The sequence below is a fragment of the Streptomyces sp. WMMB303 genome (assembly GCF_029351045.1).
GTDB lineage: Bacteria > Actinomycetota > Actinomycetes > Streptomycetales > Streptomycetaceae > Streptomyces.
Map to the genome: position 1 here is coordinate 1,905,954 of NZ_JARKIN010000001.1, position 22,784 is coordinate 1,928,737.

26 protein-coding genes and 1 tRNA gene are annotated in these 22,784 nt (G+C 70.4%); 22 read left to right on the plus strand and 5 right to left on the minus strand.

Annotated features, from left to right (window positions below):
- Positions 1-63: 63 nt before the first annotated feature.
- Positions 64-1,782, plus strand: a complete 1,719-nt coding sequence (locus P2424_RS08610; protein ID WP_276475188.1) for an alkaline phosphatase D family protein — start codon at positions 64-66, stop codon at positions 1,780-1,782.
- 43 nt (positions 1,783-1,825) lie between these two features.
- Here P2424_RS08610 and P2424_RS08615 read toward each other — a convergent pair whose 3' ends face one another.
- Entirely contained in the window at positions 1,826-2,485 is a 660-nt protein-coding gene (locus tag P2424_RS08615; protein WP_276475189.1) for a superoxide dismutase family protein, read from the minus strand.
- A gap of 214 nt (positions 2,486-2,699) precedes the next feature.
- Between P2424_RS08615 and P2424_RS08620 the strand changes: the two genes are divergently transcribed.
- On the plus strand, positions 2,700-3,530 hold the full coding sequence (locus P2424_RS08620) for a VTT domain-containing protein (protein WP_276475190.1): 831 nt from the start codon (positions 2,700-2,702) through the stop codon (positions 3,528-3,530).
- On the opposite strand, the gene P2424_RS08625 is transcribed toward P2424_RS08620, so the two are convergent.
- A complete protein-coding gene (locus P2424_RS08625) occupies positions 3,499-4,536 on the minus strand; it encodes a chitinase (RefSeq protein WP_276475191.1) in 1,038 nt (345 codons plus the stop codon). The two genes, P2424_RS08620 and P2424_RS08625, sit on opposite strands and share 32 nt — an antisense overlap.
- Before the next feature lie 350 nt (positions 4,537-4,886).
- On the opposite strand from P2424_RS08625, the gene P2424_RS08630 reads away from it, so the two are divergent.
- Positions 4,887-5,780, plus strand: coding sequence for a GH25 family lysozyme (locus tag P2424_RS08630; RefSeq protein ID WP_276475192.1), 894 nt, complete (start codon positions 4,887-4,889; stop codon positions 5,778-5,780).
- Between the two features lie 4 nt (positions 5,781-5,784).
- Complete coding sequence (locus tag P2424_RS08635) at positions 5,785-6,045, plus strand: hypothetical protein (protein WP_276475193.1); 261 nt, start codon at positions 5,785-5,787, stop codon at positions 6,043-6,045.
- Between the two features lie 184 nt (positions 6,046-6,229).
- Here the strand turns inward: P2424_RS08635 and P2424_RS08640 are convergent, their stop codons facing one another.
- Positions 6,230-6,805 (minus strand): CGNR zinc finger domain-containing protein, encoded by a 576-nt coding sequence (locus tag P2424_RS08640; RefSeq protein WP_276475194.1) that lies wholly within the window; start codon positions 6,803-6,805, stop codon positions 6,230-6,232.
- Positions 6,806-6,887: 82 nt separating this feature from the next.
- Here P2424_RS08640 and P2424_RS08645 point away from each other — a divergent pair, with 82 nt between their 5' ends.
- On the plus strand, positions 6,888-8,060 hold the full coding sequence (locus tag P2424_RS08645; RefSeq protein WP_276475195.1) for an epoxide hydrolase family protein: 1,173 nt from the start codon (positions 6,888-6,890) through the stop codon (positions 8,058-8,060).
- 362 nt (positions 8,061-8,422) lie between these two features.
- Here the strand turns inward: P2424_RS08645 and P2424_RS08650 are convergent.
- Positions 8,423-8,497 (minus strand) — tRNA-Val (locus P2424_RS08650).
- Between the two features lie 1,447 nt (positions 8,498-9,944).
- Here P2424_RS08650 and P2424_RS08655 point away from each other — a divergent pair.
- The gene (locus P2424_RS08655; protein WP_276475196.1) at positions 9,945-10,733 is read left to right on the plus strand and encodes a GntR family transcriptional regulator; all 789 of its coding nucleotides are present in this window, start codon (positions 9,945-9,947) and stop codon (positions 10,731-10,733) included.
- Here P2424_RS08655 and P2424_RS08660 read toward each other — a convergent pair.
- Positions 10,717-11,727 carry an XRE family transcriptional regulator gene (locus tag P2424_RS08660; RefSeq protein WP_276478885.1) on the minus strand — a complete coding sequence of 337 codons (1,011 nt, stop codon included), beginning with the start codon at positions 11,725-11,727 and terminating at the stop codon, positions 10,717-10,719. The two genes, P2424_RS08655 and P2424_RS08660, sit on opposite strands and share 17 nt — an antisense overlap.
- Before the next feature lie 660 nt (positions 11,728-12,387).
- On the opposite strand from P2424_RS08660, the gene P2424_RS08665 reads away from it, so the two are divergent.
- The 16 genes from P2424_RS08665 (at position 12,388) to P2424_RS08740 (ending at position 22,382) form a co-directional block, all read left to right on the plus strand.
- Positions 12,388-12,603: a hypothetical protein gene (locus tag P2424_RS08665; protein WP_276475197.1), complete on the plus strand. Its 216-nt coding sequence runs from the start codon at positions 12,388-12,390 to the stop codon at positions 12,601-12,603.
- 122 nt (positions 12,604-12,725) lie between these two features.
- Positions 12,726-12,998, plus strand: a complete 273-nt coding sequence (locus P2424_RS08670) for a hypothetical protein (RefSeq protein WP_276475198.1) — start codon at positions 12,726-12,728, stop codon at positions 12,996-12,998.
- Complete coding sequence (locus P2424_RS08675) at positions 12,995-13,651, plus strand: GGDEF domain-containing protein (protein ID WP_276475199.1); 657 nt, start codon at positions 12,995-12,997, stop codon at positions 13,649-13,651. The genes P2424_RS08670 and P2424_RS08675 overlap by 4 nt, the downstream gene beginning before the upstream one ends.
- On the plus strand, positions 13,648-14,643 hold the full coding sequence (locus P2424_RS08680) for a DUF2637 domain-containing protein (RefSeq protein WP_276475200.1): 996 nt from the start codon (positions 13,648-13,650) through the stop codon (positions 14,641-14,643). Before P2424_RS08675 ends, P2424_RS08680 begins: the two co-directional genes overlap by 4 nt.
- Positions 14,640-14,762: a hypothetical protein gene (locus P2424_RS08685; protein ID WP_276475201.1), complete on the plus strand. Its 123-nt coding sequence runs from the start codon at positions 14,640-14,642 to the stop codon at positions 14,760-14,762. Before P2424_RS08680 ends, P2424_RS08685 begins: the two co-directional genes overlap by 4 nt.
- 91 nt (positions 14,763-14,853) lie before the next feature.
- On the plus strand, positions 14,854-17,085 hold the full coding sequence (locus tag P2424_RS08690) for a cell division protein FtsK (RefSeq protein ID WP_276475202.1): 2,232 nt from the start codon (positions 14,854-14,856) through the stop codon (positions 17,083-17,085).
- Between the two features lie 142 nt (positions 17,086-17,227).
- Positions 17,228-17,476, plus strand: a complete 249-nt coding sequence (locus P2424_RS08695) for a hypothetical protein (protein ID WP_276475203.1) — start codon at positions 17,228-17,230, stop codon at positions 17,474-17,476.
- A gap of 27 nt (positions 17,477-17,503) precedes the next feature.
- The gene (locus tag P2424_RS08700) at positions 17,504-17,692 is read left to right on the plus strand and encodes a hypothetical protein (protein ID WP_276475204.1); all 189 of its coding nucleotides are present in this window, start codon (positions 17,504-17,506) and stop codon (positions 17,690-17,692) included.
- Positions 17,693-17,703: 11 nt separating this feature from the next.
- Positions 17,704-17,928, plus strand: a complete 225-nt coding sequence (locus tag P2424_RS08705; RefSeq protein WP_276475205.1) for a hypothetical protein — start codon at positions 17,704-17,706, stop codon at positions 17,926-17,928.
- Positions 17,925-18,182 (plus strand): hypothetical protein, encoded by a 258-nt coding sequence (locus P2424_RS08710; RefSeq protein ID WP_276475206.1) that lies wholly within the window; start codon positions 17,925-17,927, stop codon positions 18,180-18,182. Before P2424_RS08705 ends, P2424_RS08710 begins: the two co-directional genes overlap by 4 nt.
- A gap of 23 nt (positions 18,183-18,205) precedes the next feature.
- Positions 18,206-18,460, plus strand: a complete 255-nt coding sequence (locus tag P2424_RS08715) for a hypothetical protein (RefSeq protein WP_276475207.1) — start codon at positions 18,206-18,208, stop codon at positions 18,458-18,460.
- A gap of 3 nt (positions 18,461-18,463) precedes the next feature.
- The gene (locus P2424_RS08720; protein WP_276475208.1) at positions 18,464-18,826 is read left to right on the plus strand and encodes a hypothetical protein; all 363 of its coding nucleotides are present in this window, start codon (positions 18,464-18,466) and stop codon (positions 18,824-18,826) included.
- Positions 18,827-18,914: 88 nt separating this feature from the next.
- Entirely contained in the window at positions 18,915-19,799 is an 885-nt protein-coding gene (locus P2424_RS08725) for a bifunctional DNA primase/polymerase (RefSeq protein ID WP_276475209.1), read from the plus strand.
- Positions 19,796-20,956, plus strand: a complete 1,161-nt coding sequence (locus P2424_RS08730) for an AAA family ATPase (protein ID WP_276475210.1) — start codon at positions 19,796-19,798, stop codon at positions 20,954-20,956. The genes P2424_RS08725 and P2424_RS08730 overlap by 4 nt, the downstream gene beginning before the upstream one ends.
- Positions 20,953-21,174 (plus strand): helix-turn-helix domain-containing protein, encoded by a 222-nt coding sequence (locus P2424_RS08735; protein WP_276475211.1) that lies wholly within the window; start codon positions 20,953-20,955, stop codon positions 21,172-21,174. The genes P2424_RS08730 and P2424_RS08735 overlap by 4 nt, the downstream gene beginning before the upstream one ends.
- Entirely contained in the window at positions 21,171-22,382 is a 1,212-nt protein-coding gene (locus P2424_RS08740; protein WP_276475212.1) for a site-specific integrase, read from the plus strand. Before P2424_RS08735 ends, P2424_RS08740 begins: the two co-directional genes overlap by 4 nt.
- The last annotated feature ends 402 nt before the right edge of the window (positions 22,383-22,784 follow it).

The following is a 22,784-nucleotide window of genomic DNA, read 5'->3' on the forward strand; positions in this document are numbered from 1 at the left end:
TTCCGTACGGTGCGGGTCCAAGGCCCGCACCGTACGGGTGCCACACGGACGAGGGAGATGCGCATGACCGGCCTCCGACTGGGCCCGCTGCTGCGCTACGTCGACCAGGACACCGCCACCGTCTGGGTGGAGACCTCCGGCCCCAGCCGGGCCGAGGTGCACTGCGAGGGCACGACGGCGGGCGGCTCGGCCCGCACCTGGCAGGTCGCCGGACACCACTACGCGCTGATCACCGTCGTCGGCCTGGAGCCGGGCACCGAGACCCCCTACCGCGTCACACTCGACGGTGAACAGGTCTGGCCGCTGCCCGACTCGTCTTTCCCCACCAGCGTCATCCGCACCCTGCCGCCGCCCGAGGCGGCCCCCGAGGAGACCGCCCCGCTCCGGATGGCCTTCGGGTCCTGCCGTTGGGCCGCCCGCCCCGCGGGCTCCCGGCACGACCCCATGGGCCCCGACGCGCTGGACGCGCTGGCCCACCAGATGCTCTCCGGCGGCCCGCGTCCGGACGTGCTGCTCCTGCTGGGCGACCAGGTCTACGCGGACGAGACCTCCGAGCGGGTCCGCGCGAAGCTCGCCCGCGACCGCGACCTGGCCGAGCCGCCGTGGGGACAGGTGGCCGACTACGAGGAATACACCGAGCTGTACTACGAGTCCTGGCTGGACCCCGAGGTGCGCTGGCTGCTGTCCACCGTCCCGAGCTGCATGATCTTCGACGATCACGACGTGATCGACGACTGGAACACCAGCGAGGCGTGGCAGCGCGAGATCCGCGCCACCGACTGGTGGCGCGAGCGCATCCTGGGCGGTCTGACCTCCTACTGGGTCTACCAGCACCTGGGCAACCTCTCCCCCGCCGAACTCGCCGAGGACCCGGTCCTGGCCGCCGTACGGCAGGCCGACGACGGGGCACCGCCGCTGCGCGCCTTCGCCGAACGCGCCGACCAGGACCCGACCGCGGCCCGGTGGAGCTACCGCCGGGACTTCGGCCGGGTCCGGCTGGTGATGATCGACACCCGGGCGGGCCGGGTACTGCCCGAGGACGAGCGGCGGATGCTCGACGACGAGGAACTGGACTGGCTGCACGAGCAGGTGCTCGACGGCGGCCCGGGCGCCGTCGACCATCTGGTCCTGGGCACCTCGCTGCCGTGGCTGCTGCCGCCCGCCGTGCACGGCCTGGAGAGCTGGAACAACGCGCTGTGCTCGGGGGCGCGCGGACCCCGCTGGGCCCGGTTCGGCGAGAAGCTGCGGCAGCGCGCCGACCTGGAGCACTGGGCGGCCTTCCCGCGCTCCTTCCGCGCTCTGACCGAACTGATCGAGCGGGTGGCGACCGACCAGGAGGCCCCCGCCTCGGTGAGCGTCCTCTCCGGCGACGTGCACCACGCCTACGTCACCGAGCCGGAGTTGGACGGACTGAAGGTCTCCGGGGGCGGCCGGCGGTCCCGGGTGGTGCAGCTCACCTGCTCACCGATACACAACGACATCCCCGCGGTGCTGCGCTCGGGCTTCCGCTTCGGCTGGAGCCGGGCGGGGCGGCGGCTCGGTCAGGCGCTGGAACGGCACGCCCGCACCGAGAAGCCGCCCTTCCGATGGCGCCGCACCGGGGGCCCCTGGTTCGGCAACATGCTGATGACGCTGACCCTGCACGGCCGCGACGCCTCCTACGCGCTCCACCAGGCGCGTCCGGCGACCTCCGCGCCGGACGGCACCCCCCGCTCCGGCCTGGAGCGCGTCTTCACCGGCCGGCTCGACCAGGCCGACTCCACCACGGGCGGGGCGGGCTGACCCCCGCTCGCCCGGGGTCGGGCACCCGCCGCCGCCCGGCGGATCAGCCGCCGCTGAGCGGGACCGTGAAGCAGCCCAGCCGGGCACCGGCCGCACCCGCGTGACCCTCCCCGGTCCGGGTCGCCCGCTCGTGCAGCACGACCGAACCGGCCCCGCCCGGCCGGAAGGTCCAGCCGTGCCGCGAGACGGCACTCCCCCGGCCCGCGGCGTCGGTGGTGACATCGAGCCACACCTCGTTGCGCGGATTGGCGTAGCGGGGGTCCGTGGAGGGCTGTCGCGAGTCCCGGCGGTGCTGGTAGTGCGGCCCCGCGTCACCGGGCCGGCCCCCGCACGGCCGGGTATGGACATGCGCCCCGTAGGTGCGGTCCGGGAGCAGGCCGCGCACCCGCAGCCACACGGTGGTGCCGTGCCGGGTGGCCCGCCGCGCCACCGTGATGCCGGCCCCGGCCGGGACCCGGGCGCGGTCGTAGGTGATCGCCTCGGGGCTGATGAAGGCGTTCGCGGGTGAGAACTGGTCCTCGCGCACCAGGAACGGCTGTGGGAACGGCTGCCGCCGGGCGGCCACGTCGGACCCGACGGCCTCGTCCGCCGCACGCGGCGGGCCACCGTCCGCGGCCCGTTCCCCGGCCGTGCCCGTCCCGCTCCCCGCGAGCAGCGCCGCCACCGCGGCGGCCGCGACCCCCACCGCTCCCGCGGTGCGCATGCCTACCCTCATCCCGGCCTCCACTGCCGCTGGTGCTCCGCTGGTCCGATCTTGTGAGATCGGTGTCCGGCGGGGCCGCAGGAGTGTCACGGCACGCCCCCAGCGCCCCTGAGCGAGGGATCCGGGCGTACGCTGTACGGCGGTAGACCGCCGAACGGCGAGAGACCGGGCAGGGGAAGAAACGGGGACAGCAGTGCCGGAAATCCTGGGGTCGGTGACCGGATCCCCGTGGATCTACGTGGTCATCGCGGTGTCCGTACTGCTCGATGTCTTCGTACCCGTGCTGCCCAGCGGCGTCCTGGTGATCGCCGCCTCCACCGCAGCCGCCGGGACGACCGCCGCGGACGCCGCCGACCTGCCCGGTGCCGCAGCACGCAGCGCGGCAGGAAGCGGCCAGCCGGTCGAGGTCCTGCTGTTGATGCTGTGCGCCGCCTGCGCCTCGGTGCTGGGCGACCTGGCAGCCTGGCGGCTGGCCTGGCGGGGCGGCGACCGCTTCGACCGGGCCGTCGCCCGCTCCCGCAGGCTCACCTCCGCGCAGGAACAGCTCGGCCGCGCGCTCTCGCAGGGCGGCGGCGCCCTCGTCGTGCTCGCCCGGTTCGCGCCCGCCGGACGCTCGGTCGTCAGCCTCACCGCAGGCGTGACACACCGCAGGGCACGGGAGTTCGTGCCCTGGTCGGCGCTGGCCGGGGTGGCCTGGGCCGCCTACAGCGTGGGGCTGGGCTACCTCGGCGCCCAGTGGCTGGGCGCCAGTTGGCTGGGCACGGCCGTCTCGGTGCTGGCGCTGTTCCTGGCGGGCGGGCTCGCCGCCTACCTGATACGCCGTGAGCCGGACGCGGACGCCGACGCCGCGGCGGAACCGGAGCGGACGGTCACCTCCCCCGCGGCGGACCCGGCGCCGGAGGTGTCCATCACGGGCTCCCTGCTGCCCGGCCCGACCACCTTCCCGGTGCTGCCGGTCTTCGCGACGCTCCCGGCGATGCGCGCGGGCGGCGAAGCCGCCGAAGAGGCCGGCGTCACCACGGCGCTCCCGTCAACGCCCGGGTGAACTCCCACGGCCGCTGGGCCACTCCGGAACAGCGGTCGGCCGCCGGGTAGGACAGCGTGCCGCAGGGCCGGTCCCGGTTGACCGACCAGAACGCCAGCCGGGCCAGCCGCCGACCGCGCGCGTACCGCGCGATCGTGCGGAAGTCCGCGACGGTGACGCGCTCCTGATGCCCCGTGATGCCGTTCATGGTGGAGATGCCGCTGTGCGCGTACGCGGTGGCCGCGTCGTAGCCGTACGCCGCCCGCAGCCGCGCGGCCAGCCCCTCGGCCGCCCGCACCGTGGCGCGCCCCATGTCCAGCTCGCGCGCCTGCTGCACACCGCTCGGGGTGGTGGGCGGCCCGCTCCCGAAGGCGAACGGCATGATCGTCCAGGAGTCCGGTTCCAGTCCGGCCCGCGCGGCGGTCCCGATCAGCCGGGCGTCCGGCCCGCTCCGGCCGCTGGGCAACGTCACATGGATGGCCAGCCCGGGGTGGGCCGCCTTGACCCGCTTGAGCGCCTCCACCGTCCGGCGGCGGGCCGCGGCGCTCTCGTAGGTGCGCGTCTCGATGTCGATGTCGATTGCACGCAACCCGTAGGCGCGGATCACCTTCCGGTAGGCCCGGGCCAACGCCGCGGCGTCGGCGCAGTCCTGCTCCAGCTTGCGGCCGGTGCCGCCGCCGAAGGAGACGACGGGCTCACCACCCGCGACCCGCACCGCCCACAGGGCGCGCTCGTCCGCCCCGCCGGTCAGCGGCCGCACCCCGTCCCAGCGCGGCTCACACCCGCCGGCGCTCAGCATGAAGGCGAAGGTGAACCCGTCCACTCCCGTCTTCCGCAGGACCGCTCCCGGGTCGGGCGGATCGCCCCAGCCCTGGGAGAAGTACGGCACGACGACCGGCCGCGGACGCTCCGCCGCCACGGCCGGGGCACCGCTTCCCGTCGCCGCTCCCAGTACGGCGAGCACGGCCGGCAGCAGTACCGCCGCTCGACCCGCCGGTCCGCGTCCGCGCACTCTCGTCGCCCTCATGACGTCCATCCCAGCCCGCGGCGGACCGGCTGCCCGGCAGCCACCCCAGCAGTTCATACCAACTGATGAACATCCTTGGCGATCGCCTCGCACTGTCCGGCGGCCCGGCGGTCCCGACCGGGCGAAGGCGGTGTCCAGGCGGTGTCCGACAGCCGCAGCCGGCGGCCGCGGAGCCCGCTCTCCCGCGACGTCTGCCGGCGGTACGGAGCACTCGGCCACCGCCGTGGACCAACCGCACCGGGGCTGCTTCTTCCGGATCGGGCAGGAAGAGACGCGCCGGGGAGCTTCGGCCGGTCGATTCGCGGGAAAGTCCGCAATATCACCCATGTGCCGGGCCACGGGAGCGGACGATGGCTGATCACATCAAGGGCATCGACGTGGCGTCGTACCAGTCCGAGAACTACGGCACCCGAGGGCTGGACTTCGTCATCATCAAGATCACCGAGGGGACGTCCTACACGAACCCCAAATGGGTGGCACAGCGACAGACCGGCCGGGACGCCGGGCTGGTCACCGGCTTCTACCACTTCGTGCGGCCCGGCAGCATGAAGGCGCAGGCCGACTACTTCCTCTCGAAGATCAACCTGCGCGCCGGGGACGTCCTCGCCCTCGACTGGGAGGACTCGGGCGTCTCCTCCGCCGACAAGGACGCCTGGATCAGATACGTGCAGGGCAAGGCCGAAGGGCACCGGGTGCTGCTCTACTGCAACGTCGACTTCTGGCTGAACCGCGACACGTCCTCGTTCGCGGGGGACGGCCTGTGGATCGCCCAGTACAACGGCCGCCCCGGACAGCCGAGCATCCAACACCCGTGGCTGCTCCACCAGTACACCAGCGACCCCATCGACACCAATCTCGCCCGGTTCGACAGCCGCGCGGCGATGCGCGCCTGGGCGACGGGCGGCCAGGAGGACGACATGCCCAGCCAGCAGGAGCTCTACGACGGAGTATGGGAACTCGACGGCCGGATGACCGTGCCCTGGGGCAGTGACGCCAACCCCGAATGGAAGCCCAAGAGCGTCCTCATCCACATCGGCGAGGTCGCACGGGAGACCCGCGGCCGCGTCAAAGGGCTGGAGAACGCCGTGGCCGAACTGACCGCGAAAGGCGCGGCCCGGGACGCCGTCCTGGCCAAGCTCGCAGAGGGCGGCGGACTGACCGCCGCCGAGATCCAGGCCGCGGCCGAAGCCGGCGCCCAGGCCGCCCTCGACAGGCTCGCGGACGCGCTCACCACGGAGGAGTGACCCCATGCAGGCGGACACCAAGCGCGCCATACGCACCGTCCTCCAGACAGCCGTGGCCCTGGCCGTCCTGCTGCCGGCGGTCGTGGAGGCGTCCGGCATCCCGGAATCCCTGCCGTGGGTGGCCGGAGCGCTCACCGTCGCCGGTGGCCTGGCCCGGGTCATGGCCCTCCCCGGGGTGCAGCGGCTGCTGCCGGAGTGGCTGCGCACGGGAGGCGACACGGACGGCGACCTCGCCGGGCCGGCGCTCCGCGCCCGCGGCGAGTGACACCACAGCACCATGGCGGTCGGCCGCCGGCCCCTTGCCCTCCGGCGCCGACCGCCCACGAGCCGGCCACGTGCCGGCCGATGAAGTCCGCGTCGTCCGGCCGCCCCTCGGCACCTTCCCCTGGCACACGCCGACCGGTGCGGGCAGCGCAGAACAGGTCACGCTCGGACGGACCGAGCGACGCTCACTCCGCCGGTCCGGAGTCCTTGCGCCGGTTGGCATTGAAGCGCGCTTTCTTCTGACGATTCCCGCAGGTGTTCATGTCGCACCATTTGCGGGTGCGGCTCTGGCTGGCGTCGAAGAAGGCGGCCCGGCAGGTCGGTGATGCGCACAGGGCCAGCTTGCCGTCCCGTTCACCGGCGATGATCTCGATCGCGTCGGCGGCGATCACACTGAGGGCATCCTCCAGGCGGGAAGCCGGACCGAGCTGCCATTGCCGCATGCCGCCGGGCGTCAGAATCGCGGCGGCCCGCCCCTGGACGCTGCGGTCGTTGATGACCTGAACGGCGGATGCGGGGAGAGCGTCCTGGAGTGCCGCCGCCGTCGCGGCGACGTCGATCGCCTCCCGTAGTTCCCGGGCGATTTCGAGCTGGGTGTCGGTGCAGGAATCCACGGCGAGGCCGTACAGCGCCAGCCAGTCGACGAGCCGCTGCGGCGTGGGAATGCGCTCCACGGCGTCGCCATGACGCTCCGTCAGAGTCGCCGTGAAGCTGGTGGCCAGCACATTGCCGAGGCGGAAGTCGGGAAACCCAGCACGCATGGAACCACCATAGCCGGTTGCAGCTCCACGTGACACCATGCTAGAACCATCTAAGCCGGTTCCATAGTGGCCAGGAGGTCCCATGCCCCGTCCGACCAGCGACGTCGAAGCATTTGAAGCCCACGCACCTGACGCCGACCTCGACGATCTGCGCGCACGGCTGGCCGCGGCGCGGCTGCCGGAAGCCGAGACGGTCCATCGCGCCGCGCCCGGCCCAGGCCGCTGGGACCAGGGCGTCCCCCTCGCCGACCTCGTCGATCTCGTGGACTACTGGCGCACCGGATACGACTGGCGGTCCTTCGAAGCGCGCCTCGACCGGATCGGCCAGTTCCGCACGACCATCGACGGTCTGCGCATCCACTTCCTGCACCGCCGCTCCACACGTGCGGATGCCACCCCGCTGCTGCTGACGCACGGCTGGCCGGGCAGCATCGCCGAGTTCGTCGACGTGGTGGACGAACTGGCGGATCCGGAGGACGCGGACACGCCGGCCTTCCACGTCGTGATCCCCTCACTGCCGGGCTTCGGTTACAGCGACAAGCCGACCACCACCGGCTGGGGAACCGAGAGGATCGCGGCCGCATGGGTGGAACTGATGGAAAGGCTCGGCTACCGCACGTTCGCAGCGCACGGCGGCGACTGGGGCGGCAACATCACCACGGTTCTCGGCGGCAGGTTCCCGGAGCACCTCCTGGGCATCCACACGACGTTCGCAGAGGCACCGCCCGGGCTGACGACTGACGGGCTGACGGCTGCCGAGCGCCGCTGGACCGAGGAAGCCCGCCACTTCTGGCGCCACCGCGCGGCCTACGCGAAGCAGCAGGCCACCCGGCCGCAGACCATCGGCTACGCGCTCGTCGATTCACCGGTCGGACTCCTCTCCTGGATCCTCGACAAGTTCGCCGAGTGGTCGGACACCGAGGACAGCCCGTTCGAGACGATTTCCCGGGACCGCGTTCTCGACGACGTCACCCTGTACTGGCTGACGCGGACCGGCGCCTCGGCGGCCCGCATCTACTACGAAAGCCACAACTCGCTCGATCCCGAACTCCGGGTCGACGTCCCCTCCGCGATCAGCATGTATCCCCGCGACATCGAGAAGAGCCCCCGCCCCTGGGCGCAGGAACGGTACCGGCAGATCGTCCGGTGGAATGCGCCCGAAAGCGGCGGCCACTTCCCTTCGCTGGAGGTCCCCGAGTACTTCGTCAAGGATCTGCAGGAAGGTCTCGCGGCAGTACTGGCCGCCACCCGGTGAACGCGACCGGGCGCCCCGGCGCACCGCGACCGGCGACAACGGCAGCACGCTGCTCGGACCCGGGTCCGCCGGCCCTCGCAGATCACCGGCAGCGACCGGGCCGCGCCGGTCATCGGAACAAGGAGGAGGTCCGGCAGCCGGATGCGCTTCAGAGCCGCTGGGAAAAGGCCACGCGAACCGGCACCCAGGACACAGGGGCACACGGACGGGGCCGACGCCGCCACGGCGGGCCCCGCCCGGCCCGCACATCCGGGCCGAGGCCGGACCCGGGAGACGACCGGAAGGCGGCGCCCGGGCCGCCCAGGAACAGGTCAGGGGCCCGCCGACTTCCGTCGGTGGGCCCCTGACCTGCATCTACGGTGTGGGCACAACTGGGATCGAACCAGTGACATCCTGCTTGTAAGGCAGCGCCGGACCCCTCGCACGAGGTACTTCCCCCGCCTCTGACCTGCGGCGGAGCGGTCATCGACGTTCGCCGTTGTTCGCTGAGGTTCGCGGCGGTTGTCACGCAGTACGTCACGCAGGACTGAGGGGAAGTCGCCTCCGGCTCCTACGACCTCGGATCCGGCTACGCCGGATGGCTGGAACATCCCCGGGCGCCCCTGGATGTTCCAGCCGTCTGCGCCGGACACCAGGACAGGGAGAGAGGGAAGAAGAGCGGACACCCGGACAGTCGGACAGCACCAGGCATGAGCCGTCCGGGCCATTTCTGCAGTTCACAAGCCTGATCGGACAGTCGGACAGTCGGGACACCCATCGTTCCTGTAGGGATAGCGAGACCGTCGCGGCTGCCTGCCCCGCTTCCCTGACAGCAGAACGAAGGTGCCCTCCTCATCCGCCCCCATGGACTCTGGGGCATGCTGAAGGAGTACTCCAGCAAGCAACGATAGTTGCTTTTTGACGGCGCATTCTCGCAACTTCGCATCAAACTGAGGTTCGATAGAATGCCAGGTTTCTGGTACACGAAGCACGGAACCAAGGCTGAATTTCGTCCTCACCCAAGAAGCGACTCCCGCAGGTCAACGGTGCAGCAGTTGACCGGAGGCCAAGGTGACGCCTTATCAAGCACCGAGCCCTGCACGCAAAAAAGCTGCCTTGACCAGCAGCTACCGGATCTAGTGGTTGGAGGAGCAAGCGGCACCACAAGTTGTGTTCCGAGGTGTCGAGTTGGCGGCCTTACGCCGTATCCTGGGGTTCGTTGCCGCCGGAGGCTCTCAACAGCTCGCCCATCCCCGGGCGAACCACCCACCCGTGGGTGGAACTTCGAGCCTCTGGAGGCAAGGGTGAAAGACCCGACGAGTGAAGTGGCAGGACCTGATCCGCAGCCGGGAGACAACGGGCCCGACTGGCGTCAGATCCTCCTGGACTGGCTACCGGTTGTAGCCGGTGTCAGTGATCTCGTCGTGCGGCTCTTCTCCTAGAGGAGAGCATGGTGGGCACCGGACGGAAGGCTTGGGCAAGCAGTGAGCCCGGCCGCCTGATATTCGGCCGGGCTCACTCGACGCACAGCGGGTAGAAGGGGTCTGACTTGGCTGGCACCAGGTCAGGCCCCCACCGTTGTCCACTGCGCAAGCACATCGCTCAAGCGATGTGCATCGCCTGTCTCGATCCTACGGGACCTTGCTCGGTGGGCAAGCCCAGGGACAGGCATCAGCAGAACTTCGTGCCGCATCCGGGATCGCCACCGCTCTTGAACCCCCTAACCGGACGAGTGGAACCGCGACCAGCTATCACAGCAGGTCAGGGGCACACCCGAGCAGTAGGACAGGCCGGGCACTCCCAGCGATCACGGTCCAAGGTGAAGCCCGGAATGCTCGCCGGAGGCGGAGAGCCCGACTCGGTACGCTGGTATGCACCACTTCAGAACGGAGAGTGCTTCCGCGGATGGGACCGAAGACGGCCAAGGTCTACGAAATGCTTCGCGCCCGACTCGCCTCCGGCGAGTACGGCGCCGGCGACAAGCTGCCCTCCGAACGCACACTCGTCGACGAGCTGGGCATCGGCAGGACAGCGCTCCGGCAAGTGCTGGCCCGACTTGTCGCAGAGGGGGCCTTGGAGGTCAGAGGGCGAAGCTCGTACCGCGTTCCCGGCGCCGTGAGCGTCGCAACGCCGGAGGGCCCCGAGCCATGGCGTATCCATGGCGAACGGGACCTGTACGACAACCGATGGGTGAGGCTTCAGCTCTGGGATGTGGAACCACCCGGCATGGAGCGCTTCGAACACCACGTAGTGAAGCTTCAGCATGTGGCCATCACGGCGGTTCTGGACGATCGGGACCGAGTGCTGATGATGTGGCGCTACCGCTTTGTCCCCCAGCAGTGGGGATGGGAGCTCCCAGGTGGAATCGTGGACGAGGGCGAGGACCCTGCCGACACGGCGTCGCGAGAGGTCGTTGAGGAAACCGGCTGGCGGCCCAAGAAGCTGGAGCACGTCGTCACCTTCCAGCCCATGGTCGGCATGGTCGACTCGCCTCACGAGATCTTCGTAGGCCACGGAGCTGAGCAGATCGGCTCACCGACGGACCTTGAGGAAGCAGGACACATCGAATGGGTGCCGCTGGCGGATGTCCCTGGGCTCATGTCCCGCGGTGAGTTGATGGGCTCCGGGACGCTCGTTGCGCTGCTCCACATCCTGGCGAATCGCGGTAAGCCTGGCCCTACAACCGCGCGCTGAGCAGCTCGATCCGGCGACGTTGGCGAACCGATCCCGTTCGGTTCGCCAACAGGCGCGCCTTCCGTAGGTGGGTACCGGCATCGTCGTACTCGGCACGCACCAAGTGAGCCTGCGCGAGATCAGCATGTAGCCCAGCCTGAGCCCGGACAAAGGTCGGATCGACCACTTCGAGGGCCCCGTACAGGCTGGTCACCGCCTCAGAGTCACCCAGCAGGGCCAAGACGTTCCCACGCCACCGAGCCAGATGTCCCCCGTTGAGGAAGATGCTCAGCATGTCAGGATCCCGGTCCTCGGGCCCAGGCGGAATGCTTGCTGCTGCACGGTCAAGGGCTCGCTGGCAGTCATCTGACAGGCCAACGTGAGCGCACAGTTCCGCCTCAGCCGAGTACAGCCAGGCCCGAAGGCGAGGTGACCCACCTTGCCCAAGAATCCGTTGGGCATCGCGCACCAAATCGAGGCCGAGTGACGGTCGGCCGGCCTCGCACAGCACGTACGCCTGCTCTCCCATGGCGTGAGCCAGGTACATGGGCTCTTCAGCATCACGCGCGGCCCGCTTCGCAAGCTCGTAGTGGCGCCAAGCGCGTTCCACCGCCCCGGCGTCGATTGCCTGCCACGCTGCCAGCGTCGACGCTCCCGCGAGTGCGAGCGCTACGGGTCGGCGCGCGCTGGGGAGCACTGCGAAGTCAAGGGCGTCTTCCAAGCGAGAAAGATGCCCAGTCATCTGATCAACGAGGCCGGATGCCCCCATCTGTCGGTCCATCGTCCGCAGCAGTTCGGTCTGGTCGTTGAACGCTTTCACCATGGATTCACTGACACTGCCAGCCGAGTCGATTCGGCTGAGTAGTTCGTCGTACCCGTCGGCCGTTGCGGGCCCCGGCACGGACGCTCGTCCCCCTCGCAACTCTGCGTCCGTGACTCCCAGAAGTTGCCGCAGGATCACGGCATAGCGATCCGAGAGGGTGCGCTTGCCGTTCTCCCACTCGGACACGTACACCCGCAGACTCGCAGTCGACGCAACGTCGACGAGTTGGCGTCGGGCATACAGCTCGATCTCGCGAACCAGTCTGTCCTGGGACCAGCCACGGGCAGCACGCGCGTCCTTCAGTCCTGTACTCACAGGCCACCGCCAGGCATCAAGCCTCCTCACTGACTGCCCCAGCATGCCTCACGTTCCCGCAGGTCAACAGGGGTTAACAGCACTGAAGTTAAGGCTTGTTGGCTACCGCGTTCCCTGTTCAAGCCTGTCTTCTGGGAGTGCGCCAAGGAGAGAAGCCTCCGGCTCGAATCGGTGAAGCCGTCTTGCATCTGGTGCGCACCAGATGCTCTACTGGTGCGCACCAGATGGAGCGCTGATCCGCTCCCTGGCGCTAGCAACGTCCGGAGGGCTCCGTGAAACGGGCCCGAAGGAAGCGTCCGTCGCTTGAGAACTCCATAGGGACATCGAGATCAGGCAACTGCGACAAGCCGTGGGCCCTGCCTGTGCGAGCAGCACGCACCTTCTCCCATGCCGCCCTTCCCGGGTGGACAAGTGATCCGTACGCCAGGTGAGACAAGGGCAAAGATCGCCGCACCCCTTCCGGGGGTCCGCGCCCCCGCACCGGTTCCGGTGCGGGGACCAGGACAGCCGGAATCGAATCCAGACAGGAGAAAGCCCATGTTCGGACGCAAGCGCGCTGCCGGAAGTGAGGAGCCGATCGAGGTCGGCGCCACCTACGACGACCGCCGGTACGGGCACCGGAAGGTGACCGTCACCGGGACCAGGCAGCGGGACGGAGAAACGGTCATCGACTACGAGGTCCATCGCCCCTGGGGCTCGGAGGGCCGGGAGGCCGCGACCGAGAGCGTGTTCCGCGAGGACTACCGCGGCTGACGCTCTGCGGGCTCAAGCCCGGCAGGCACCACCCATCCCGCCCACCTTCCCGGGGCGGCGGCTCCCTACCACTTCTGAGCCCCGCCGCCCCGGGCCCGCCATGACCCGTCAGGAGAACCGACATGAGCATGCGTCACTACATCGGTGACCAGCACGTCATCGCCGACGACGAAGCGCTGGAACTCGCCCTGGACCTGTACTTGGGCGAGGACGGCGAGAGCGACGAGGAGGCCGCCGCGCGGCTGGATGCCGGCCGCGACATCCTCGCCGCCGACCCCGAGTTGTTCGACCGTGCGGCCCGCGTGGTCGCCGAGGCCCTGACCGCCGCTCCGCGCAGCAACGTCGTGCCCTTCCGGGCCCGGCAGCGCGCCGCATACGGGGAGGTGGCCGCGTGAACCGGCTCGCCGCCGCCCTGGCCCTGCCCTTGGCTGCCGGTTGGGGGCTGCACACGTTCGCTCTGCGGCGCCGTCTGGACGAAGCGCGCCGGGACCCGCTCACCGGGTTGTGGACCCGCGAGCCGTTCGAGGAAGCTGCTGCCCGGCTGCTGCGCGCGGGACCGTGCGCGGCGGTCATGGCCGATCTGGACGGACTCAAGTCCGTGAACGACACCTGGGGCCACGCCGCTGGGGACAGCCTGATCCGTGCGGCTGCCTGGCGCCTGGACCAGTGCGTCACGCACGTCATGTCCGGTGCGGTCGGGAGGCTCGGGGGCGATGAGTTCGCTGCCGTCCTCCCCCTGCCGCACAGCACCGAACTGCCGCTGGAACTGGGCAACATCTGGGACTGGCTCGTCAGCGACGCCGTCAACGTCGGCGGACGCTCCGTGTGGCTGGGCGCGTCCATCGGCGCGGCCCACACCGACGACATCGGCAGCCGTCACCTTCCGACCGTCCTGCGGCGGGCCGATGAGGTCATGTACCTGGCCAAGCGTGGCGGGGGCGGCTGGCTTTCCGCCGCTCCCGGCGCCCCGGCCCTGCCGACGGTCAACGGCCGTCGCATCGGCCGCACCGGCACCCACACCGAGCCCGAGGGGAGGGCCGAGGCATGAGCGTCGACCTCACCAAATCCCCGGCCCCCGGCACGGCCGGGGTGCCGGCGCTCAGCAAGCAGGAACGCGGGCTGCTGGCCGCGGTCGCCGTCTTCGCCGTCGGTGTCGGCGGTCTCGGGCTGGCCTCCAGCTTCGACGCGGTGCAGGGTGCCGCGGTCCGCTGGGGGTTCGGACAGCCGTGGATGCTGCCGGTCGGTATCGACGTGGCGATCCCGGTCTTCACCGCCGCCAACCTCCTGCTGATCCGGGTGAACATGCCGCTGGGGTGGGTGCGGTTCGTGCCCTGGGCGCTCACGGCGGTGACCTGCTGGCTGAACGTGGCGGCCGGTCACACGCTCTCGGCGCGGCTGGCGCACGGCACGATGCCGCTGCTGTGGGTGGTGCTCTCCGAGGTGGCCGCGCACGTCTACGCCTCCCGCATCGGCGCAGTGACCGGCGCGCGGATGGAGCGTATCCGCCGCTCGCGGTGGCTGCTGGCCTTCCCCTCCACCTTCGCGCTGTGGCGCCGGATGGTGCTGTGGGAGGTCACCAGCTACAGCGCCGCCCTGGAACGCGAGCGCGAACGCCAGCTCGCCCGCGCCGAGCTGCGCGAGGAGTACGGGCGCCGCTGGCGGCGTAAGGCTCCTCGCCGTACCCGCGTGATGCTCAAGCTCGGCGAGCTGGCCCCACACGACACCGCCCCGGCCCCGGCCGAGCTTCCGGCACAGGAGACCGCCCCGGAACCGGTAGCACCCGAGCCGACCCCGGAGCCCGTGAAGCAGCCGACTCGGCGCCGACCCGCGAAGAAGAGCAAGCCCAACAAGGCCCCGCGGCTCTCGTTCGAGGAGCTGCTGGAAAAGGCCCGTGAGATCACCGCCGAGTGGCCGTTCGAGCGGCTGGAGGCCGCACCGATCCGTGAAGCGGTCGGCTGCGGGCAGACCCGCTCCCGGGAGCTGCGCGAAGCCCTGAAGGCCGAACGCCGCGAGCAGGGACCTGCGGGGGTGGCCGCGTGAGCGCCGCGCTGCCGACCGGCGAGCTGCGCGCGTGGTGCGAGCAGTGCCACCACGGCACCGCCCGCGCGACCCGCAAGAGCCGCCCCGACCCGAACCAGGGCGGCCTGTTCGATCTGTAACCCGCACACCCCCAGGGCCCGGCCTCCTACCGCCAAGCAGCGGCCGGGCCCCGGGGCACCTCACAACCGCCTGATTGGAGGCACGTCCATCGTGTCCGAGACCTACGTACCTCACCAGCCCGACGAGCCGGACGAGGGCCCGACGGACAACGTCGTCCCGCTGCGCAAACCGTCGGCCGACCCTGCCCCGACCACCCGCCCCGACCTTCCGGCCGACCCCGGGCCCGACCCGTCGACCACGACCGCCCCGACGGAGTCGGGTGAGACCGGACCGACCGAGACCGGGGAGGAGTCGGGCGGGGTCGGGCGGCCGGTCGACTCGCCGACGCTTCCCGGGTCGGGTGTCACGTCCGAGAAGCGCCGGCCGATCCTCGCGGAGTGGCTGACCGACCGGCGGGACTTCAACGCCACCGCGACCCGCGCCCTCAGGCGCGCCGCCTACGCCACCGGCTACCACGGCGTGCGTGCCGTCTCCGGGGTCTATGTGGCTTCCCTGGCCCGGTACGCGCCCCGAGGTGCGGCGCGTGTCATCGGGGGCCGGATGCGGTGGGTGTCCGACGCCGAGGGGGAGCCGCTGCGGCAGGCCACCGCCATGCAGGGCAACGCGGGGGTGGCCGACTATCTGAAGCTCTCCCGGCAGCGGGATCGTCGGGTGCGTTTCCGGTCGGCGGTCATGACCACCGGGTTCGTGGTCGGGCTGCCGCTCACGCTGGCCATGTTCGTTCTGGCCCCCGGCTGGCTGTTGGCCCTCTCCGGGGTGGTGGTCACCTGCGTGATGGGCATGGTCGGGCAGCCCGAGGACCGGCCGGTGATCGGCCCTGCGGTGCTTAAGACGGAGGTGCCCAAGCTGACGTCCACGATCGTGCTGCGCGGCCTGGGCGCCATCGGGAACGCCGCGATCAACGCCGCCATCAAGAAGGGCGGCGACATGAACGGCATGCGCTTCACCTCCGACATCCAGCGCGACGGCCCGGGCTACCGCGCCGAGATCGACCTGCCCTACGGCGTCACCCCCGAGGACGTGATGGAGGAACGCCAGGCCCTCGCCTCCGGGATGCGGCGCAAGATGGGCTGTGTGTGGCCGTCGGGCGACCCGACCGAGCACGAGGGCCGCATGGTCCTGTGGGTGGGCGACAAGCCCATGAACGAGACCGACAAGCCCGCCTGGCCACTGTTGAAGTCCGGCAGCGTGGACCTGTTCAAGCCAGTCGTGTTCGGCAACGACCAGCGCATGCGGGACGTGTCGGTGACGCTGATGTTCGCTTCCGTGGTCGTCGGCTCCATCCCCCGGATGGGCAAGACGTTCCTGATGCGGCTTCTGCTACTTGTCGGCGCACTCGACCCGCGGGCGGAAGTCCACGCCTACGACTTCAAGGGCACCGGCGACTTCGGCGCCCTGGAGCCGGTCTGCCACCGCTACCGGGCCGGGGATGAGGACGAGGACATCGAGTACGTCGTCCACGCGCTGCGGGAGCTGAAGGAGGAGCTGCGCCGGCGTGCGAAGGTGATTCGCTCCCTGCCGCGCTCGCGGTGCCCGGAGTCGAAGGTCACCCCGCAGTTGGCCAACGACAGGAAGCTTCGGCTGCATCCGATCGTGGTCGGGTTCGATGAGTGTCAGGTGCCGTTCGAGCACGAGAAGTACGGCGCCGAGATCGAGGACATCTGCACCGACATCACCAAGCGCGGCCCCGCGCTGGGCATCATCGGCATGTTCGGCACCCAGCGGCCGGACGCCAAGTCCCTGCCCACTGGTATCAGCTCGAACGCGGTGCTGCGGTTCTGTCTGAAGGTCATGGGCCAGCCCGCCAACGACATGGTGCTGGGCACCAGTATGTACAAGGCGGGATACCGGGCCACGATGTTCTCCCGTACCGACCGCGGCATCTGCTGGATGGCCGGCGAGGGCGATGACCCGCGCATCGTGGCCTCCGCGTTCGTGGACGCCGTCGGCGCCGAACAGATCGTCGCCCGCGCGCGGAAGATGCGCGAGGAGTACGGCAACATCACCGGCCACGCCATCGGCGAGGAGCCCGACAGCAACGGCGGGAGCGACATCCTCGCCGACGTCCTCGCGGTCGTGACGGCTGAGGAGGAACAGGTGTGGTGCGAGCGTGTCGCCGCCCGGCTGGAGGAGCTGCGGCCCGAGGCGTACACGGGGTGGAAGGGCGAGAACGTCACCTCCGCGCTCAAGCCGCACGGCGTCAAGACCGGGCAGGTGTGGGGCACCACCGACGAGGGCGAGGGCAAGAACCGGCGCGGCATCAAGCGCGCCGACCTCGCCACGGTGGTTGCGGAGCGTGACCGTAAGCGGTCCTCGGACTGACCTCTCACGGCTGCTAGACCTAGCACCCCCAGGTGCTAGGTCTAGCAGCCCCGCTAGCACCCCATCTGGCCCCTGGCCAGCGATCTAGCCTCTAGCGCCCCCATCTGCGGAAACCCCGAAAACCCGCCCCGGAGGGCATTCGATGACCCCTGCGCTGACTGCTATACCCGCACTCGCATTCATCACTCTGTGTTACGGGTTGCTGTGTGCGGCCTCGCCGTTCGGCGACTGCCGCCGCTGCGGCGGGCTGGGCTTCAAGCTCCGGCAGACCCGCTCGGGCAAGCCCAAGCGCGGCAAGGACTGCCGCCGCTGCCACGGGCACGGCAAACGCGCCCGCTTCGGCCGCCTGCTGTTCAACTACGCCGCCCGCCTCTACCGCGAGGGCCGCTGACCTCGCCACCGGAAGGAGGCCACCCCCGTGGCCGTGACCATCTCGCTCGTCTTCATCTTCGCCCTGGTCCTCGGGCTGCTGCTCAGGTCCAAGTCCCTCGGCCCCGGCTCCGCGTTCGTCGCCGCCGGGTTCGGCTACTTCCTCGCCTCGACCGGCGCGTCCGGCCCGATCAACCAGCTCGCCGCGGCCCTCGCCGACGCCGTGGCCGCCATGTGACCGGAGGAGCCATGGACCAGCACACTGCCGCGCCGCCGGGCGCCGGACACATCACGCTCATGGCCGCCGGCGAACTGCGCGACGCCCTGACCGCCGCACAGCACGGCGACCGCGCCACCGCCCTCGCCGCGCTGATGGCCATCGACGCCGATTCCTGGCAGGCCATCGCCGACCGCCTCAGCGCCCTGGGCGGCTCCCTGCCCGAACTCCTCACTCTCCTGGGAGATCAGCCGTGAGCCCCGAACTGATCACCGCCGCCCTGCTGGCCGCCCCCGCGGCCGTCCTCGGACCGGTCTGCATCGCCGGACACCTCATCACCGCCCGCCACGACGAGAGGGCGCTGGCCGCCGCCGTGGCCGCCCGGCCCACACCCGGCAACCCCGGCGGACCCGGCGGACCCGGCGAGGGCGAACCCCTGCCCGACCCCGCCGACCTCGCCGACCTCGCCGAGGTCATCACCCTCCACCCCCGCCGCGACCACGCGGCCTGACCACGAAGGGACGGGACTCACCCGTGAACGAGGACTACGACCAGCTCACCGACCACGACGTGATGAGCACTGACGAGATGGCCGCCTACGACCGCGACACGGAGTTCGCCCTGGACGCGGCCGACGAAGCCCGCGCCCACGACGAGCAGCGCATCGAGACCACCGAGCCGGACGACCCGGACGAGTGCGCTGCCGAGTTCATCGACGGCACCTGGGACGGCACGTTCTGCGGCTGCCAGGACTGCCACCGCCGCGCCTACGAAGCAACGGAGGGCTGAGACATGGCACCGGAAGAGCTGGCCCAAGCGGCTGCCGACGCGGTCCGCAACCTCAACCACGCCACCCACGCCAACGGCTCCAGCAAGAGCTGTGAGGGGCTGGAGTACCCCGGCGACGCCTACGCCGTCCTCGGCGCGCTCAAAGAGCTGACCCAGCGGCTCCCGCAGACCTGCGGCCAGATCGGCGCCTTCCTCGAAACCCAGCACCGGGACGGACACCTGACCGCCGGCCACGGCACCACCGACGAACACCTCACCGCGCTGCACGCCGCGCTCATCAACGCCAGCGCCGCCTCCGCGAAGCTGACCAACGCGCTCAGCCACGCACACAGCGCCCTCGGACCCATCGGCCACACCAGCACATAGATACGCCGGGGGCGGCGGCTCCCTACCACAGAAGCCCCGCCGCCCCCGGCTCCCTGCCCGCCATGAGACAGAACAGGAGGCATCCAGTATGCCCACAATCCCGGCCTCGCCGCTGCCCCACGCCGCCCAGAACGCGGCGGAGCGCGGCTGGAGCGTCTTTCCCCTCGTACCCGGCAACAAGCGCCCCGCCGTCCGTTCCTGGGAGCAGCGCGCCACCACCGACCCCGACCGCATCGCGCGGTGCTGGGCGGCCGGTGACTACAACATCGGCATCGCCACCGGCCCCAGCCGCTTGGTCGTCATCGACCTCGACACGCCCAAGGACACCAGCGACGCCCCGCCCCCGGACGCCCCCGCCGGCGTCATCTGCGGTGAGGATGCCCTGGCCGCTCTCGCCGAGGAGCACGGGCAGTCCTACCCCTGCGAGACGTACACGGTGCGCACCGGCTCCGGTGGCACGCACCTGTACTTCGCCGCTCCCGCTGGTGCGGAGCTGCGCAACACCGCCGGGCGGCTGGCGTGGAAGGTCGACACCCGGGCGGGCGGCGGGTACGTCGTCGGCGCGGCCAGCGGTGTGGACGGCCGCTCGTACACGGTGCTGCACGACGCCCCTGTAGCGCCGCTTCCCGCCTGGCTCGCCGCGCTGCTGGCCCCCGCGCCGCTGCCGCCGCAGCAGCCCATCACGGTGCCGCTGAAGGCCACGGAACGGCACAGCCGCTACGTGCGCGCGGCCGTCGACGGCGAGCTGACCCGTATCGCCAAGGCGGGGCGCGGCGAGGGCAACAACGCTCTGTACCACGCCTCCGTCGCCCTCGGCCAGCTCGTCGCCGGAGGAGTCCTGAAGGAGGCGGAAGCAACCGCCTATCTCACCGAAGCGGCAACTCGTAAGGGACGTGCGGAGCGGGAGAGCGCGGCCACGATCGCCTCCGGTCTGCGGGCCGGTGCCAAGCGCCCGAGGAGCGTGGCCGCATGAGCAGCGCCCCGCTGATCCCCAACCACCTGCACCCCGTCCCGCCGCCCGGGAACGGCGACCAGGGCGCTCCGGTGAAGGAGCGCGCCCGCACCGCGTGGACTGCCGATGAACTGATGGCAGCCGAGTTCCCCGAACCGCGCTGGGCGGTGCCCGGCATCCTCTCCGAAGGCGTCAACCTCCTGGCCGGACCGCCAAAGGTCGGCAAGTCCTGGCTCTCCCTCGGCCTGGGCCTGTCCGTGGCCGCCGGGGGTATGGCCATGGACACCGTGCCCGTAGAGGGCGGTCCGGTGCTCTACCTCGCGCTGGAGGACACTCCCCGCCGTCTTCAGTCCCGCATGGGCAAGGTCCTGGGCGGTCGTCCGGCCCCTCCCGGGCTGACGCTGGCGACCACATGCCCGCCGCTGCCACAGGGCGGCAACGAAGCCATCTGTCAGTGGCTGGAGCGCAACCCGGACGCGCGCATGGTCGTCATCGACGTCTTCGCCAAGATGCGCGGTCCGTCTGCTCCCGGCGCCTCGGCCTACGACGCGGACTACGCAGCCGTAGGCCACGCCAAGCGCATCGCCGACCACTACGGCGTCGCCGTCGTCCTCGTGCACCACGTACGCAAGGCAGGCTCCGACGACTTCCTCTCGGAAGTCTCCGGCACCAACGGTCTGGCCGGTGCCGCTGACGCCACGCTCGTGCTGAAGCGCGCCCGCGGGAAGGCCGACGGAGTTCTCCACGTCACGGGTCGCGACGTGGACGAAGCCGAGTACGCGCTCCAGTTCCACGCCGCCGCCGGCGCCTGGCAGATGCTCGAAGGCCCAGCCACCGACCACACCATCGGCGACACCCGCTCCGCCATCCTGCGGCACCTGCGCACGCATCCGGGCGCCAAGCCGAAGGACATCGCAGCGACGCTGCCGGACGTCGACGCGGACACCGTTCGACGCAACTGCTCCCGCATGGTCGCCGACGGCCAACTCACCAAAGACGCATCCGGCCGCTACTACCCGTCCGGCGAGACCGGACAGGACGAACAGGGGGTGTCCGAGCTGTCCGACTGTCCGGTTACCCCACCTGACCAGCAGGAACTACCCGGACAGCCCTCAGCCCACGCTGTCCGACTGTCCGACTCCGCGCAGACTGCTCATTCTTCTGGGAGGACTTCGTGAGCGCCGCTGACCTGGAAGGCAGCACTTCACCGGCCCCTGTGCTCTACCGCGTTTCAGATGCCGTACGCGCCACCCGGCTCGGCAAGACGAGGGTCTATGAGCTGATCCGGACCGGGCGGCTCAGGACGGTCAAGGAGGGGCGGGTTCGCCTCATCCCTGCGTCCGCGCTCCGGGAATACGTGGCTCTTCTCGAACAGGAAGCCGAGGAGGGCCGGTGAGCAAGCGACGCAGCCGCGGGGACGGCGGTCTCCACTGGGACGAACGGCGTCAGCGCTGGATCGCAACAGCGAGTCTCGGCTTCGATGCCGCAGGAAAGCGCATCGTCAAGCGTGGGAGCGGGCGCACCAAGACAGAAGCGAAGAACAAGCTCAAGGAGGTATTGCGGGACCACGAGGACGGACTGGCGATCGGGCCCGGTGACGTGACCGTGGCCGACGCTGTGAACGACTGGCTGAAGTACGGGCTGTCCGGACGCAGCGAGAAGACCGTCAAGGACTACACCGACGTGTGCATGAACCATGTGATCCCGGCCATCGGTGCCCGGAAGCTGCGGGAGTTGGGCGCTCAGGACGTTGACCGGTGGCTCGCTGCCAAGTCGGCCTCACTGAGCACTCGCACCTTGCGCATGCTGCACTCGTGCCTGAACCGCTCCGTCAAGCGCGCCATGGCCCGGGACAAGGTGAAGCGCAACGTGGTCGAACTGTGCAGCGTGCCGACGGGACAGGCTGGCCGTCCGTCCAAAGCGCTCACGCTGGCGCAGGCGCATGCGGTGCTGAATGCCGCAGAGGGCAGATCGCTGCACGCCTACGTGGTCGTCTCGCTCCTCACAGGAGCGAGGACGGAGGAAATGCGCTCCCTCACCTGGGATCACGTCGACCTGTATGGCGGCCCCGACATGGAACCTCCCATACCTCCGTACATCGCAGTCTGGCGCTCTGTCCGTGCAGGCTCCGACACCAAGACCCGGAAGTCACGGCGCACACTCGCACTGCCGGCACGGTGCGTGGAGGCGTTGACGGCACACCGAGAGCAGCAGCAGCGCCAGCGGAAGAGAGCAAGCAAGAAGTGGCACGAGCACGGGCTAGTCTTCGCCTCTCGCGTGGGGACGGAGTTGCAGGCCCGCAACGTACGCAGGGCCTTCCGGACCGTGCTGCGCGACATCCCGGGGATGGACCCCGAGGAATGGACGCCGCGGGAGCTCCGGCACAGCTTCGTCTCGCTGCTCTCGGACGAGGGGGTCCCGATCGAGGAGATATCCCGATTGGTGGGGCACCGGAGTACGGCGGTCACTGAGACCGTCTACCGCCGTCAGATCCGGCCCGTGATCCAGACGGGAGCAACCACCATGGACAAGATTTTCGGCGGAGACGAGGAGGAGGACGACCCGGCACAGGAGGGGACTGAGGAGCCGGATTCGGAGTCTTAGTCACACAGCTAGTCACTCAGGAACAGGTCAGGGGCCCGCCGACATCCGTCGGTGGGCCCCTGACCTGCATCTATGGTGTGGGCACAACTGGGATCGAACCAGTGACATCCTGCTTGTAAGTCAAGTGCGCCCCTCCGGGGGCCAGGGCAAGCACCGCTCCTGAGCTGGGAAAACAAGCATGGTGCGTCCATTACCGTCCACGGCGCTTCGGGAGGTGTTGCTCCTCGTGGCTCCCCTCCTGGCTCCCTGCAAGACGGGAGGTTGTGCACTCCGTGGCCGAGTCGGACGCCGATTGCCGGGAGCAGGCCGCAGGATGCCACGTGGAAAGCGGACCTGCTGCTCTTCCATGACTCTCCCCTCCTGGAAGACACCTGGGGAAAGAGTCGCGCGGAGCGGCCGAGA

Bases quoted from the DNA above. Each gene is read 5' to 3' on its own strand.
- P2424_RS08610 (WP_276475188.1), top strand. From the start codon at position 64: ATGACCGGCCTCCGACTGGGCCCGCTGCTGCGCTACGTCGACCAGGAC.
- P2424_RS08615 (WP_276475189.1), bottom strand. From the start codon at position 2,485: ATGCGCACCGCGGGAGCGGTGGGGGTCGCGGCCGCCGCGGTGGCGGCG.
- P2424_RS08625 (WP_276475191.1), bottom strand. From the start codon at position 4,536: ATGAGGGCGACGAGAGTGCGCGGACGCGGACCGGCGGGTCGAGCGGCG.
- P2424_RS08630 (WP_276475192.1), top strand. From the start codon at position 4,887: ATGGCTGATCACATCAAGGGCATCGACGTGGCGTCGTACCAGTCCGAG.
- P2424_RS08635 (WP_276475193.1), top strand. From the start codon at position 5,785: ATGCAGGCGGACACCAAGCGCGCCATACGCACCGTCCTCCAGACAGCC.
- P2424_RS08640 (WP_276475194.1), bottom strand. From the start codon at position 6,805: ATGCGTGCTGGGTTTCCCGACTTCCGCCTCGGCAATGTGCTGGCCACC.
- P2424_RS08645 (WP_276475195.1), top strand. From the start codon at position 6,888: ATGCCCCGTCCGACCAGCGACGTCGAAGCATTTGAAGCCCACGCACCT.
- P2424_RS08655 (WP_276475196.1), top strand. From the start codon at position 9,945: ATGGGACCGAAGACGGCCAAGGTCTACGAAATGCTTCGCGCCCGACTC.
- P2424_RS08665 (WP_276475197.1), top strand. From the start codon at position 12,388: ATGTTCGGACGCAAGCGCGCTGCCGGAAGTGAGGAGCCGATCGAGGTC.
- P2424_RS08670 (WP_276475198.1), top strand. From the start codon at position 12,726: ATGAGCATGCGTCACTACATCGGTGACCAGCACGTCATCGCCGACGAC.
- P2424_RS08680 (WP_276475200.1), top strand. From the start codon at position 13,648: ATGAGCGTCGACCTCACCAAATCCCCGGCCCCCGGCACGGCCGGGGTG.
- P2424_RS08695 (WP_276475203.1), top strand. From the start codon at position 17,228: ATGACCCCTGCGCTGACTGCTATACCCGCACTCGCATTCATCACTCTG.
- P2424_RS08705 (WP_276475205.1), top strand. From the start codon at position 17,704: ATGGACCAGCACACTGCCGCGCCGCCGGGCGCCGGACACATCACGCTC.
- P2424_RS08720 (WP_276475208.1), top strand. From the start codon at position 18,464: ATGGCACCGGAAGAGCTGGCCCAAGCGGCTGCCGACGCGGTCCGCAAC.
- P2424_RS08725 (WP_276475209.1), top strand. From the start codon at position 18,915: ATGCCCACAATCCCGGCCTCGCCGCTGCCCCACGCCGCCCAGAACGCG.
- P2424_RS08730 (WP_276475210.1), top strand. From the start codon at position 19,796: ATGAGCAGCGCCCCGCTGATCCCCAACCACCTGCACCCCGTCCCGCCG.